Source organism: Roseovarius sp. MBR-78, from assembly GCF_040547535.1.
GTDB lineage: Bacteria > Pseudomonadota > Alphaproteobacteria > Rhodobacterales > Rhodobacteraceae > Roseovarius.
In genome coordinates, this window is the sequence record NZ_JBEPPX010000025.1 from 42,542 (window position 1) to 56,667 (window position 14,126).

Annotated in this window: 13 protein-coding genes; 8 read left to right on the forward strand and 5 right to left on the reverse strand. The window is 62.9% G+C overall.

Going from position 1 to position 14,126, the window contains the following annotated elements; all coding sequences use genetic code 11:
• Positions 1-49 precede the first annotated feature (49 nt).
• Positions 50-1,054: a DctP family TRAP transporter solute-binding subunit gene (locus tag ABIE58_RS16720; protein WP_354545844.1), complete on the reverse strand. Its 1,005-nt coding sequence runs from the start codon at positions 1,052-1,054 to the stop codon at positions 50-52.
• Positions 1,055-1,246: 192 nt separating this feature from the next.
• On the opposite strand from ABIE58_RS16720, the gene ABIE58_RS16725 reads away from it, so the two are divergent.
• The 4 genes from ABIE58_RS16725 to ABIE58_RS16740 are packed head-to-tail and all read left to right on the forward strand — an operon-like array spanning position 1,247 to position 5,695.
• A complete protein-coding gene (locus tag ABIE58_RS16725; protein ID WP_354545845.1) occupies positions 1,247-2,077 on the forward strand; it encodes an IclR family transcriptional regulator in 831 nt (276 codons plus the stop codon).
• Positions 2,074-3,243 carry an acetyl-CoA acetyltransferase gene (locus tag ABIE58_RS16730; protein WP_354545846.1) on the forward strand — a complete coding sequence of 390 codons (1,170 nt, stop codon included), beginning with the start codon at positions 2,074-2,076 and terminating at the stop codon, positions 3,241-3,243. The genes ABIE58_RS16725 and ABIE58_RS16730 overlap by 4 nt, the downstream gene beginning before the upstream one ends.
• Before the next feature lie 2 nt (positions 3,244-3,245).
• Positions 3,246-4,829 carry an acyl-CoA synthetase gene (locus tag ABIE58_RS16735; protein ID WP_354545856.1) on the forward strand — a complete coding sequence of 528 codons (1,584 nt, stop codon included), beginning with the start codon at positions 3,246-3,248 and terminating at the stop codon, positions 4,827-4,829.
• 8 nt (positions 4,830-4,837) lie between these two features.
• Positions 4,838-5,695 (forward strand): PCC domain-containing protein, encoded by an 858-nt coding sequence (locus tag ABIE58_RS16740; RefSeq protein ID WP_354545847.1) that lies wholly within the window; start codon positions 4,838-4,840, stop codon positions 5,693-5,695.
• Here ABIE58_RS16740 and ABIE58_RS16745 read toward each other — a convergent pair.
• From ABIE58_RS16745 to ABIE58_RS16760, 4 genes are all read right to left on the reverse strand, one after another.
• Positions 5,672-7,288 carry an ISL3 family transposase gene (locus ABIE58_RS16745; protein ID WP_502950113.1) on the reverse strand — a complete coding sequence of 539 codons (1,617 nt, stop codon included), beginning with the start codon at positions 7,286-7,288 and terminating at the stop codon, positions 5,672-5,674. The genes ABIE58_RS16740 and ABIE58_RS16745 overlap by 24 nt on opposite strands.
• 207 nt (positions 7,289-7,495) lie before the next feature.
• A complete protein-coding gene (locus tag ABIE58_RS16750) occupies positions 7,496-8,062 on the reverse strand; it encodes a TetR/AcrR family transcriptional regulator (protein WP_354545848.1) in 567 nt (188 codons plus the stop codon).
• Between the two features lie 5 nt (positions 8,063-8,067).
• Positions 8,068-9,129, reverse strand: a complete 1,062-nt coding sequence (locus ABIE58_RS16755) for a flavin monoamine oxidase family protein (protein WP_354545849.1) — start codon at positions 9,127-9,129, stop codon at positions 8,068-8,070.
• Between the two features lie 26 nt (positions 9,130-9,155).
• Positions 9,156-9,824 carry a cupin domain-containing protein gene (locus ABIE58_RS16760; protein WP_354545850.1) on the reverse strand — a complete coding sequence of 223 codons (669 nt, stop codon included), beginning with the start codon at positions 9,822-9,824 and terminating at the stop codon, positions 9,156-9,158.
• Between the two features lie 256 nt (positions 9,825-10,080).
• On the opposite strand from ABIE58_RS16760, the gene ABIE58_RS16765 reads away from it, so the two are divergent.
• Genes ABIE58_RS16765 through ABIE58_RS16780 form a run of 4 tightly spaced genes read left to right on the forward strand, consistent with a single transcriptional unit; the run spans position 10,081 to position 13,918 of the window.
• Positions 10,081-10,617, forward strand: a complete 537-nt coding sequence (locus ABIE58_RS16765; protein WP_354545851.1) for a MarR family winged helix-turn-helix transcriptional regulator — start codon at positions 10,081-10,083, stop codon at positions 10,615-10,617.
• A gap of 7 nt (positions 10,618-10,624) precedes the next feature.
• Positions 10,625-11,260: a glutathione S-transferase family protein gene (locus ABIE58_RS16770; protein WP_354545852.1), complete on the forward strand. Its 636-nt coding sequence runs from the start codon at positions 10,625-10,627 to the stop codon at positions 11,258-11,260.
• A 20-nt stretch (positions 11,261-11,280) separates the two neighbouring features.
• Positions 11,281-11,739 carry a (2Fe-2S)-binding protein gene (locus tag ABIE58_RS16775; protein ID WP_354545853.1) on the forward strand — a complete coding sequence of 153 codons (459 nt, stop codon included), beginning with the start codon at positions 11,281-11,283 and terminating at the stop codon, positions 11,737-11,739.
• Between the two features lies 1 nt (position 11,740).
• Positions 11,741-13,918, forward strand: a complete 2,178-nt coding sequence (locus tag ABIE58_RS16780) for a xanthine dehydrogenase family protein molybdopterin-binding subunit (RefSeq protein WP_354545854.1) — start codon at positions 11,741-11,743, stop codon at positions 13,916-13,918.
• Positions 13,919-14,126 lie beyond the last annotated feature (208 nt).

Here is a 14,126-nt window from a genome sequence, read left to right on the forward strand (position 1 = left end):
GCAAACGCCCGTGACCCTGTCCGGTGGCCACGGGCGCCGAGGTTACGCCTCAGTTGGCGGCGGCAATAGCGTCCTGGAACGCACCCACGATCTCGGGGCCCACCTTCGCAGCCCACTGGTCGAAGGCGGGTTGCGTGGCCGTTCGGAAGGCAGCCAGTTCCGCGTCGGTCGGTTCATAGACCTCCATGCCCTTCTCACGCAGGAAGTCGATCCCCTTGGCCGTCCCCTCGCGGGTGATCTCACGCTGGTAGTCCATCGCCTCCTGGGCTGCCTCACGCAGCATTGTCTGCTTGTCGGCGTCGAACTTGTCCCAGACATCCTTGGAAACACCAAGGAAGATCGGGTCATAGGAATAGTGCCACGCGGTCAGATATTTCTGCACCTCATAGACCTGCTGCGGAATGATCACTGCACCAATGGGGTTTTCCTGCCCGTCCACAACGCCTTGCTGCAGCGCCGACATCGTCTCGCCCCACTGCATCTGCTGGGGGTTGGCGCCCAGGGCGTTCATCACGTCGATATACATCGGGCCTGCCACGCGCATGTTCAGACCGCGCATGTCATCAGGGGTGCGGATCGGGCGTGTATTGTTGGTCACTTCCCGGAAACCGTTTTCGCCCCACGCCAGTACGACAATGCCTTTTTCCAGCAGAATATCGGACAATATCTGCCCGGGCGCGCCCTGTGTGGTCGCATCGACCTGCTCATAATTGGAGTAGAGATAGGGCAGCGAGAAAACCGCCATCTCGGGCACCAGCGGCGTTACGTTGATGGCCGATGTCACCACCAGATCAAGCGCGCCGCGGCCGACCATTTCGGCCTGACGCATCTGATCGCCGCCCGAAAGCTGCGCGTTGGGGAAGACGCGCACCGTCACATCGCCGCCTGATCGTTCGGCCAAAAGTTCCGCAAAACGTTCGGCTCCCTTGTGCCACGTCGTCGTGTCGCCCGTGTTGTGCGACAGTCGCAGTTCCTGCGCGCTTGCCGCACCGATATTGAGTGCGACCGCAAGGCTTGCCGCCAGTGCCGCGCCTGTGATGTTAAAAAATTTCATTCGTCCCTCCCTTGGAATATCCTTCGCTCACCGGCACCGTCCTCACGCCGCCGCCGGGCTGCTCAAATAGTGGACCTCTGGTTTTCCGAATTGCAACAAAAACTTGCAAAGCGCCCAAGATAAAATCAGAATATCAGGAAATACACAAACTACAGCAAGAAAGACCCCTTGTTTTTGGTTCATATTGTGAAAATGGATGAACAAGATTCGCCGCTTGGCGGCGCACAAAGCGTGGACCGGGCGCTTGCACTGCTATCCCTGATCGGACAGCACTCGGCAGCCGGCATCACGTTATCGGGCCTTGTTGCGGAAACCGGGCTGAACAAGGCCACCGTCCGACGCCTCGTGCTGGCCCTAATGCGGGCGCGGCTGGTCGAACAGTCAGAAACCACCCGCACCTATCATCTGGGGGAAGAAGCCTATCTTCTGGGCCTTCTGGCGCAGGATCGTCACGGACTTTTGTCCCAGACCATCGACAGTCTGCAACGTCTTGCACGCGCGACAGGGGATGCCGCCTTTCTGTCTGTGCGGCGCGGGCGATATTCGGTCTGCCTGCACCGCGAGGAAGGCACCCATCCGATCCGCACCTATGCGCTGATGCCCGGCGGGCATCATCCGCTGGGCGTGGGGGCGGGATCGCTGGCCTTGCTGGCCGCTCTGCCCGCGGCCGAGGCCGAGGCTGTGTTGGCCTCCAACCATGCAGAGTTAATCAGTAACTATCCCCGCCTGCCCCCCGAGACATTGCGCGCCTATCTCGAGCAGACGCGGGTGAGTGGCGTGGCCCTGAACCCCGGTCTGATCTTCGAGGACTCATGGGGCCTTGGCGTCGCCTTGCGCGGACAGCAGGGCCAGCTTGTCGGCGCCGTGTCGCTGGCCGCCATCGAAAGCCGGATGAAGGAACCCCGCCGCAGCGAGCTTGCGCAGAAACTGCAAGCCGAAGCGCGCCTGATTGAAACACGCCTCGCCACAGCCCCGAACATCGGTCGGCAAAACAGCAGGCCACGGAAAGGAAACACACCATGACACACGCACAGATCGTCGGCTGGGGCCATACGGCCTTCGGCAAATCTGAACACTCCGATACGGAGAGCCTGATGGCCGAGGCCGTGTCACAGGCACTGGTTCACGCGCAGATCGGCGCGCAGGATGTGGACGGCATTTTCGTGGGCGTCTTCAATAACGGGTTTTCCAAGCAGGATTTTCAGGGTGCCTTGGTCGCCATGGGGACCGATGGCTTGGACCATACACCAGCGACCCGGTTCGAGAATGCCTGTGCCACCGGATCGGCTGCACTGTTCGGCGCGATGGATTTTATCCAGGCAGGACGCGGGCGCATCGCCTTAGTCGTCGGAGCAGAAAAGATGACCGCCACCCCCACGGCCGAAGTGGGCGACATCCTGTCGGGTGCCAGTTACCGCGCAGAGGAAGCGGCTGTTGACGGCGGCTTTGCCGGCCTGTTCGGACAGATCGCGCAAAGCTATTTCCAGCGTTACGGCGACCGTTCGGAAGAGCTAGCCATGATCGCCGCCAAGAACCATGCCAATGGAATGGCCAATCCTTACGCCCATATGCGCAAGGATTTCGGTCTGGCCTTCTGCAACACCGTCTCGGACAAGAACCCCCGCGTGGCGGGTCCCTTGCGGCGCACCGATTGCTCGCTTGTCTCGGATGGTGCGGCGGTGCTGGTCTTAGCGGATGCCGAGACAGCGGCAACCATGCAGCGCGCCATCGGCTTTCGGGCGCGGGTACAGGCCAATGACATCATGGCCCTGTCGCGGCGCGATGTGCTGGAGTTTCGCGGCGCGCGCATGGCCTGGTCAAAGGCTTTGGCAGAATCCGGCCTGACGCTGGACGACCTAAGCCTTGTCGAGACGCATGACTGTTTCACCATCGCCGAGATGCTGGAATACGAAGCGATGGGACTGGCTGAACCCGGCCAAGGGCACCGCATCATCCGCGAGGGGATCACGCAAAAGGACGGGCGACTGCCGGTCAACGCCTCTGGTGGGCTGAAATCCAAAGGCCACCCCATCGGGGCCACGGGTGTGTCGATGCATGTCATGGCAGCGATGCAACTGGCAGGTCAGGCCGAAGGGATGCAGATCCCCGGTGCCACGCTCGCAGGCGTGTTCAACATGGGCGGCGCTGCCGTGGCCAATTATGTCTCGATCCTGGAACGCGTCAAATGAGAATGGATCTGTCGCAGGGTGTCACACCCTTTTCCACGCGGGTCATGAACCTGTCGCATTTTCTGACCGAAAGCGCGCGGCGGCTGGGGGACGACATCGGCTTTGTTTGGGGCGACCAAACCTGGAGCTGGGCCGAAATCGAGGCCCGCGCCTCGGCCTTCGCGCAGGCTTTGGTGCAGGACTACGGCATCGCCAAGGGAGACCGCGTTCTGGTGCAATCGTCCAATTGCAACCAGATGTTCGAGGCGATGTTCGCCTGCTGGCGTGTGGGAGCCGTCTGGGTACCCGCGAACTTCCGCCTCTCGCCTGACGATCTGGCATGGCTGGCAGGCTCGTCCGGTGCAAGGCTCTTGCTCTGCGGGGCGCAGTTTCCCGACCACGCCGCCGCATGCGCGCCACATGTGGATGCGATGATCTGCATCGGGCCAGAGTATGAGGCGCTGATCGCCCGCCATCGCGGAGCGGCGCCAGCCGCCGTGGCGGTGCAGCGTGATGATCCAGCGTGGTTCTTCTTCACCTCCGGCACCACGGGCAAACCCAAGGCTGCCGTGCTGACCCATGGCCAACTGGCCTTTGTGATCACCAACCACCTGTGCGATCTGATGCCTGCGACAGGACCCGAAGACGCCTCGCTCGTGGTGGCCCCCTTGTCGCATGGCGCAGGCATTCACCAATTGGCGCAGGTGGCGCATGGGGTGAAAACCATCCTTCCTGCGGGCGAAAAGTTCGACCCCACTCAGATATGGGCGCTGGTCGCGCGCTGGCGCGTGACCAATATGTTCACCGTGCCGACGATCGTGAAACTGCTGGTCGAGGACCCAAGCGTCGATCAGCACGACCACTCCAGCCTGCGCTATGTCATCTATGCGGGGGCTCCGATGTATCGCGCCGACCAACGCCGCGCGCTGGACAAACTGGGGCCGGTGCTGGTGCAATATTTCGGCCTTGGTGAAGTGACAGGGAACATCACCGTCCTGCCACCCGCGCATCATCACGCCGATGATGACAGGATGCGCATCGGCACCTGCGGCTTTGCCCGTACGGGGATGCAGGTGCAGATCCAGAACCCGCAGGGCGAGGAGGTTGGCTTCGGCGAAACCGGCGAGATCGCGGTGATCGGTCCTGCCGTGTTTGCGGGCTACTTCGACAATCCCACGGCCAATGAGAAAAATTTCCGCGACGGTTGGTTCCTGACCGGCGATCTGGGCCATATGGACCCGCAGGGCTTTGTCTATCTGACCGGGCGCGCGTCGGACATGTACATCTCCGGCGGCTCGAACATCTATCCCCGTGAGATCGAGGAAAAACTGCTTCTGCATCCCGACCTGTCCGAAGTCGCGGTGCTGGGTGTCCCCGATCCGGTCTGGGGCGAGGTGGGCATGGCCGTGTGCGTGCCGAACCCACAGTCGGCACCAAGTCCCGGTGACATACTGGCATGGCTTTCCCCGCAGGTGGCACGCTACAAGCTGCCGCGCTACGTCGTGATGTGGGATGCCTTGCCCAAATCGGCCTATGGCAAGATCACCAAGAAAATGATCCGCGACGAACTTCTGGCCCGTGGTCAGTTGCCGGACCCGGTGGCGTGACGGAAAAGATGCGACGGATACAGCATCCCGGCAAGGTCGCCGAGGAGCGTTTGCGCGCCGTGCCCTGCGAGGCTGTCCCTGTGCGCGTCACGCTGGTCGCCGGGCAAAGCCTGACACAGGCGGTGCAGTCAGCTTTTGCCAAGCTGGGGTTTGACTTCGGCTATCTGCGGCTTGATGGGGCCAGCTTCGCCCCCTTGCGCTTTGTCACCCCCGCCCCCTCGCCCGGCGATGACCATGCCGCGTGGTATAGCGCGACACATGAAAGGACCGCACCGGTGCGAGCCAGACATGCGGGCGTGCATCTGGGCCAGCGTGAGGGGCTGGCGTTCCTGCATTGTCACGGGCTGTGGGACGAGGCGACAGCTCTGCCGGACGCCGGGCACATGCTGTGCGACGACAGTATCTTGTCGCAGGATATCGAGGCGTCGGGATGGGGTCTGAAAGGCGCGGGACTTGTGTCCTGCCACGATCCCGAGACGAATTTCATCCTTTTCCAGCCGCAGGCCACGGATGCTCCGGTCAAAACGAATGCCTTTCTGGTGACATTACGACCTAATCAGGACATCGGGTCTGCCTTGCTTACCTTTGGGCATCGCCATGGCATCGCCTCCGCCCGGCTGGAGGGCATTGGAAGTCTTGTAGGAACCGCCTTCCACGATGGCCAAAAAATCGAGAGCTATGCGACCGAAATCCTGATCCTCAATGGACAGTTGCAGGACAGCGGGATTGATCTGCGGATTACCTCGGTCGGTTTCGATGGGCGGAGCTGTACCGGTCGCTTGGCGCGTGACGCGAATGCCATCTGCGTCACGGCCGAAATTCTTGTGATTACAGGCTCTGCCTCACTGTGTGTGGCGGAACGGTAGCATTCTCGCTCGCAACAATTCTGGACCGGCCCGACCGTACATGGCGCGCTTCAAGGTCTTCAGTCGGTTGATCTGACCTTCCGCCTGGCCGTTGCTCCAGGGCATCTCGATGGCGTTTTTGACCGCATCGAAGTCCCGGTTCAAGGTGCGGGCGAAGCGCACGATGGGCGCCAGGTCAGTTTCGATCGCGTCGTCGATCCATGCAGGGAGCGGGTCTGCTTGGCGGCCACGCAGGATACCGTTGAATCGCATGGCGAGGCTGCGCATCGTTGCGAAGGCGGGAGAACCGGCCTTGAGAGCGTCGACTTTCTGCGCCTGATCCGAGGTGAGCTTTCCGCGGGGTTTGATGCACAGCGCACCCGCAATGACCGGGGAGATCGCGTGCCCCGTTTCCGGGTCCCGGACCGGCTCCAGGATCTGGTGCTCGACGGTGGGGCTCTTCGTTTGCTTTTCGGCTCTGCGCCACCCCGCCAGCAACCGCTGCAGATGCGTTTGACTCCCCTCGTAACCCCGCTCTTGGAGCATACGGAACAGAGCGCTTCCAGTTCGAATGCCGTCCTTCCAACTTTGGCTCAGGAACTCTTCAAAATACCACGGCGATGTCGGCTTCAAAGCGGCCCGCCTGCGGTCCGGGGGTGTCTCGAACTGCAGCCATTTCGCGATGCTACGACGCGGGAACCCTGTTCGCCGCCCGATCTCGCTGCAGGAAAGCCCCTGATTTCGGAGCGCATGGATGGTGGTGAAAATCTCTTCCCGAGACGTCCTGTGCGCAAGGCGGGACTTCAGAAGGCTTCCGGCTGCGGTGATGTTGTCGGCGTCGGACAGCAGCGCCCTGCCGGTCGCACGGCCGTGAAGGTTCATTTGCTCCTCGATGGCCTGCCGCAGGTCCTGCACGATATGGAACCGGTCGGCGACCTGCTTTGCCTGCGGTGCCCCTTGCCGGGCAGCCTGGGCGTAGAGACCGCACCGATCTCTGCTGATCACTTCCACCTCGGGGTGTCGCTTCAGCCAGTTGGTACAGGTGACGACATCTCGATCCTCAAGAATGTCGATCACCACACGACGCTCCAGATCCACAATGATCGTGCCGTAGGTTTGCGACTTCCGCCAGCTCCAGTCGTCGATCCCGATGACCGTCGGCGCCTCGGCGGTGCCTTGAGCACGCTTCTTTAACTGCCTGAGCACCGTGTCATCGCTGATCCCAAGGCCCAAACGGTGCAAGAGCCGCTCGGCAGGCCGTCCGCCGGTCGCATGCCCAAGATGGCTGACAATCTCCCCGACACGCGAGGTCCGCCGCGCAAAAGGACGCGCAATCCATGCGATCTGGTCCGAAAAAGTCCGACGTGGGCAAGCGGGTGCCTGACATCGCCAACGGCAAACCGCGAGATCAACCGTCACCTCGTCTCCATGGGCGGGATAATCCTGCAGCCGCCGACGTCGCCAGCCGTGACGTCGGCGTGAATGCAATCCACAGTCTGGGCAGATGCCGTTTGGTGTCAGACTGCCCGATACAATCCACCCGCCGGAATCACTTCGCTCGACGCTTTGAATCGAAACTTCGCCCCCAGGCGACCAGTGCTTCTTCGAACTCACAACTATCCCTCCTGAATTTTCCAGTTTCAGGATAGTTCCGCCACACAAATTGAGGCAGAGTCGATTTAAGGACAACGTGACAGCAGGACCACCTCTGCGGCTGACGGATCAGGTGTTCGATGCCTCGACCTTCTAAATCGCGCCGGTCCGTATTCCGGGGGTAAGATCAACCTCAGGGTCAAATGCATAGCAAAGGCGACATGTCTCCTATCGGCACCGGTTACTTATCAGTTCGGTTACGACATCAAATGTGAGGATGGTTCCGTCCGTTCGTGCGGCGAGATGCGCCCCTTCAAGCAGCGCAAGCGTCGCGTACGCTTCAGCCAGCGGGTCCTGCACACACTCGATGGTATGATCGTCTGCCCCGCGCAGATAAACTGTCTTGAGCCAGCTGACCATCATGGCCCTTATGTCACCGATCCTTTCGGTCACAGGCTCGGACAGGCTTTCGCGGCTGGTGGAAAGGGCCACGCACAGGCAGACCTCTTTGCCGTCCGCCAGGGCCGAGCGGTAAAACGCGATCACTGCCCGAAGGCGCGCGCCGCCGGTTGTATGGACAGCATCGATGGCGTTGCATTCAGCGCAAAGCATGGCCTCGTATCGAGTAACGAGAGCCTTGACCAGATCGTCCTTGGTGGGAAAATGGTAATGAACCGAGGCCTTGCGAATACCGATGGCCCCTGCGAGGTCGGCATAGCTGAACCCGTCGACTCCTCGCGACCGAGCCGCGTGCTCGGCGATATCCATCAGGGCGGTTTTGGTGTCACTGACCATCGGGCTCAACTCTCCACGGCGTTGAGATGTAGGTGGGCAAGCTCGGCCGCTTCCAGCGCCCCTTCCAGATAGCCGCCGAATTGCGGGGCGACCTCGGTTCCGGCGAGGATCAGCCTCCCGTCCCAAAGCCGTGACAGCGCGCGGGGCAGGCCATATCGGGGATGCGCGTAAAGCGGTTGCTGGTCCTGATCGGTTGCGGTGAAGGGGTCAAAGGCCCAGTCCTTTAGAAAAAGCTGCCGGGGCGCGGTGGCGGCAGGCCCGAACAGGCGGCCCAGCTGCGCCCGCACCTGCTGGCGCAGCAATTGCGCATCGGACCGGGCAAGGGGTGGCACGCCGATGAATCCGAACAGGGCATATGGCCCGCCCTCGGCGGGGCTGGCATCGTGGATCTCCACTATCGGGCCAACCCGGCTCATCGCGTCGCCCGACAGGCCCGCCTCGCGCCAGAAGGGACGATCATAGACGGCGAGCGCCTTGGCCTGCCCGGCCATCCAGGTGGCAATGCCCTGCATCGCCGTGCGCGCCTCGCCGGGCAGATCGGGCAAAAACGAAAGCCCTGCCGCCACCCGGGGCGGCAGGGCCAGCACAACGCGGCGCGCGCGGATCTGCGTGCCGTCCCGTGTGCTTGCGGTGATGTGTCCGCCGCTTCGGGCGAGGGCCTTGACCGGGGTCGCCATGTGTATCCGCTCGGCCGGGATGCCCTGTGCAAGCGCGTCGATCAGCGCCGCCAGCCCGCCGTGAAGCCGCCACGACCCTTCCATCGAGGCGTGGCCTCGCCCGCGAAGAACTTGACGCTGCTCGTCCTCATAGGTCAGTTCCCCGTTGGAAAACTGTTCGAACCGGGATAGGTTCAACTGCTCGATCAGCGCCGCGATGCGCGGCTGTCCGGGCCAGAACCAGGCCGGGCCAAGATCGAAAGACGCCGCGTCGAGCCGTTCGGTCAGAATACGCCCGCCCAGGCGATCCCTGGCCTCCGCCAGAAGAAAATCGTGCCCTTCGGCGGCAAGGCGTGCGGCAAGGCTCAGCCCGGACAGCCCGCCGCCGATGATGAGGGTGTCGGTCTGCATGTCTCAGACCACCGTCCCGGCGCGGGTCATTGTTGCGGCGCCCGGGCATGGCGCAGATGGCCGGTTTTGATCCAGAGCTTCGCCCCTGCTGCGCCCGCCGTCGCGGACAGCGTCGCGCCATCAGGCAGGCGCAGCCAGCCGTTTCTTTCCATATTCTCGCCCTGCACCACGACGCCGCCGTCGATGACCAGCATCTCTATCCCGCCGGGCACCTTGGATGTCAGCGTTGCGCCGGGATCGAGCCTGTGAAAAGTCACGACCTCACGATCATCCTCATGCAGCCTCGCGCTGGCCACGCCATCGACCGGGGCGCCAAGCCCGGCCTCCATGTCCTTGCGGATTTGGGTGCGGTCGGCCATGTCGAACTGCCACAACTTGACGAAAATGGTGCAGCCTTGGTCCGAGCGCGGCGTGTGCGAAGTGGTCGGCGGATTGCGCACATAGGTGCCAACCGGGTAATCGCCGTGCTCGTCCTGGAACACGCCGTCCAGCACGATGAATTCCTCGCCGCCGCCATGGGTATGCGCCGAAAAATTGCTGCCCGGCGCATAGCGCACGATCGTCGTGGCGCGCGCCACCTCGTTGCCGATCCGGTCCAGCATCCGCCGGTCCACGCCCGTCATCGGCGAAGGCTGCCAGTCAAGCCGGTCCGAATGCACCACTATAGGTTGGGAAAAATCCGCGTTGATTTCCATAAAATCTTCTCCTGTTTCTTGCCATTTTCTTGCCATGACCCGGCAGCACGAGATGCAAATGGGTCTTGTGATTGATCTTACCTACCAGTAGATAGGTGTTTGTGCCGAAAGGCAAGCCATCAATCATCGCGCACGGCTTTCGATTGGATCCATACCAGCCGCCGGAAATATATCTGGCTAACAAGAAATATGCTTGCCAGATAAAAATTGCGGATTATGTAAGTGCAGAGAACGCAAAAACGGGCAAGGGGATGGCATGTTTGCCACGCAGTCTGATAACGGGACGACCGGCCCCGACATGCTGTGCCTTGACGCACAGATCTGTTTTCCGCTTTATGCCGCGACCAACCTGCTGGGGCGCGCCTATCGCCCGCTTCTCGAGCCGCTCGGGCTGACCTATTCGCAGTATCTGGTGATGCTGGCGCTGTGGCAGGCGGCTCCGGTCCATGTTGGCGATCTGGCAAGGCGGCTCCACCTCGACAGCGGCACGATCACCCCCCTTCTTCAACGCATGGAAAAACTTGGCTTTCTGACCCGCACCCGCGACACGGATGACGAACGGCGCGTTGTCGTGCGGCCGACGCCCCGGGGCGAGGCCTTGCGGGAACGCGCCGCACAGGTGCCCGAAGCGCTTGCCGATCGGATCCTTCAACGTTTCGGCGCCGATGCGGCGGAAAACCTGCGCACGGAGACGCGGCGGCTTCTTGTGATCCTTTCGGATCTGGTTGATGGCCCATCGTCGGAGTCCTGCGCGCTGGCAGACACACCTTCTTCAACACTTCCAAAAAAATGAGGCAATCATGACGGATACGACACTCTACGGCTTCGACGGATCGACCTATGTGCGGACGCTGCGCTGCGTCTTGGCGCGCAAGGGCATTGCCTATAACCAAGTGCCGGTCAACGTGCTGGCAGGCGAGACGCGCCAGCCCGAGCATCTGGCCCGCCACCCTTTCGGCAAGGTGCCGGTGCTGGACATCGACGGGATGCGCCTGCGCGAGACTGATGCCATCGTGCGCTATCTCGAGGCGCGCACTCCCGAACCGGCGATGTTCCCGGCTGACGCCAGGGCGCGCGCCAAGGCCGATGAAAACGCAGCCCTCATCAACAGCTATGGCTATGGGGCGATTATCGGTTTCGTCGCCTATCACCTGTTCCCCGATCTGGTCGGGGGCAAGGATGAAGAGGCGCGAAAGGCCAGCATCGAGGCTGCCCAGACGATGGCGAAGCTCGTGATCGAGAACAAGGGCGATGCCCCCTTCATCGGTGGCGGCGATGCGCCCGGTTATGCGGATTACCTGTTGGGGCCGCTTGTGGCCTACGCGACCATGACCGAGGATGGCCCGGCGCTGTTGTCGGTGGACGGGATGCAATCCTGGTGGGACCGGCTGAGCGCGGATGAGACCTTCGCGGCGACCGCGCCGGATCTGGGCTGACGGAAAAGGAGACCAGAGCGATGATCAAATTGACAGTGAACGGAACCCCGCGCGAGATCGCGGCGGATGCGGGCACGCCGCTTTTGTGGGCGCTGCGCGACGAGCTGGGCCTGACCGGCACCAAGTTTGGCTGCGGGGTCGCATCCTGCGGGGCCTGCACGGTGCTTCTGGACGGGACGCCGGTGCGTTCGTGCCAGACCTTTGTAGGCGATCTTGACGGGGCCGAGGTGACGACGATCGAGGGCGCGCAGGATGCCGCCGCGCAGGCGATCCGCAAGGCTTGGGGCGAGCTCGAGGTGCCGCAATGCGGTTATTGCCAGTCGGGGCAAATCATCTCAGCGGCCTCGTTGCTGCGCGAGACGCCGAAACCAACCGATGACGACATCGACGCGGCGATGGATGGCAACCTGTGCCGCTGCGCCACCTATGTGCGCATCCGCAAGGCGATCCATCGCGCATCCGAAATCATGGAGGGCTGAGATGCTGGACCGATTGCTTGCTAACGCTGCCCCGTCCGCGCCCCTGTCGCGCCGGGGCTTTCTGAAACTCTCTGCCGGGGCCACGGGCGGCCTGATGCTGGGCGCTGCATTGCAGCCCAAACTGGCCCACGCACAGGGCGGCGCTGATGGCGTGCTTGCCATGCCCTTCGTCCATATCCGCCCCGACAACACCGTGGTGGTGATCGTCAAGCACCTCGACATGGGGCAGGGGTCTGCCACCGGCCTTGCCACGCTGATGGCAGACGAGCTGGACGCCGATGCCGCCCAGGTCACGACCGAATTCGCGCCCGCCAATGCCGAACTTTACGTCAACACGCTTCTGGGCGTGCAGGGCACTGGCGGGTCCACCGCGATGGCCAATTCGTGGCAGCAATACCGCGAGGCCGGGGCCACCGCGCGTGCGATGCTGGTCGCCGCCGCAGCCAAAACCTGGGGCGTCGATCCCGCCAATGTCAGCATCTCGGGCGGCCGGATCAGCGCCGGGGATCGCAGCGCCAGCTTTGGCGAGATGGCCGAGGTTGCCGCCACACAGGCGGTGCCCGAAAGCGTGACGCTAAAGACGCCGGATCAATGGGTCCATATCGGCAAATCTTTCCCGCGCGTCGATATGGCGCGCAAGACAGAAGGCGCGGTCGGCATGTTCGGCATGGATGTGCAGCTTGAAAACATGGCCTATGCCGTCAGCCTGCGCAGCCCGCGCTTCGGCGGCACGCTTGCCAGTCTGGATGACGCCAAGGCCCGCGAGATGCCCGGCGTGATCGACATCATCCGCCTGCCCGACCGTGCCACCGTGATCGCCACCTCGACTTGGCAGGCGATCCAGGCGCGCGATGCGCTGTCAGCGGAATGGGATTTCTCCAAGGCCGAGAACCGCGGCACCGACGCACTGCGTAGGGAATACACCGCGCTTCTGGATCAAAAAGGCATTGAGCATTACAGCGCCGAAACCCCGGCCGCCGAGGCCGCGCAGGTGATCGAGGCGGATTACTTCTTTCCCTATCTCGCCCATGCTCCGATGGAGCCGATCGACGTGACCGTGCTGTTTGATGGCAAGACAGCGAATTTCTGGACCGGCTCGCAGCTTCAGACGCTGGATCATATGATCGGCGCGCAGGTGCTGGGGCTCGACCCGGCCTCGGTCAAGGTCAATACCGTTTGGGGCGGCGGCTCCTTTGGGCGGCGGGCGATCTATGACAGCCATTATGTGGCCGAGGCCGCGATGGTGGCACAGGCCTGGCTTGCGGCCCACGGGCAGGCTCGCCCGATCAAGCTGGTCTGGACGCGCGAGGACGATGTGCGCGGCGGTTATTATCGCCCGATGCACATGCACCGGGTGCGCGCCGGGCTGGATGCCGAGGGCAAGATCGCCTTCTGGCAGCAGCGCCTTGTCGGGCAGAGCATCGTCATGGGCACCGCGTTCGAGCAATACATGGTGCATGGCGGTGTCGATGCCTCCTCTGTCGAGGGGCTGGGCGAAAGCTCTCCCTACGCCATTCCCGGCTGGACGGTGGATGTGCATCACCCGAGCGTCGGCGTGCCGGTGCTGTGGTGGCGCTCGGTCGGGCATACCCACACCGCCTATGTCGTCGAGACGATGATGGACGAGCTGGCCCAGGCCGCCGGCGCCGATCCGGTGGAATTCCGCCTGCGCCACCTGGCCGATCCGCGCGCGCGCGGCGTGCTGGAACTGGCGGTCGAAAAGGCCGGTGAGGTGCCCGATGGCCTGACGCGAGGCATCGCGGTTCACAAGAGCTTTGGCTCTTATGTGGCCGAGGTGGCGGATGTGCGGATGCGCGAGGATGGCACCGTCAAGGTCGAACGCGTGACCTGCGGCGTCGATTGCGGTGTGCCGATCAACCCCTCCAACATCGAGGCGCAGGTTCAGGGCGGGCTTGGCTACGGCCTGTCGGCGGTCCTGCGCGAAGAGATCAGCATGACCGATGGCGAGGTGGATCAGTCGAATTTCTACGACTACACCCCGCTGCGCATCAGCGACATGCCGCAGGTGGAGGTGCATATCGTCCGCTCCACCGAGGCACCGACAGGCATCGGCGAGCCCGGCACCCCGCCAATCGGCCCTGCCGTCGCCAATGCCGTGCGCCGCGCCACCGGCATTGCGGTGCGCGAGCTGCCCTTCTCGCGGCACGGGCTGGCCTGAGCATATCTGGCCTTTTCAGGCGCGCGCCAACCCTAGGCGCGCGTCTTTCAGTGGCATATCTATCGGTTCAGCGCAAAAAGGTGCGGAACCGGTGCAGGGCAAAGGCAAACATTACCGACCCGATGAGCATCAGCGCCACAAGTTGCGGCCAGACCACCGACAGCCCGGCCCCACGGAACAACACCCCCTGTGCCAGCGCGATGAAATG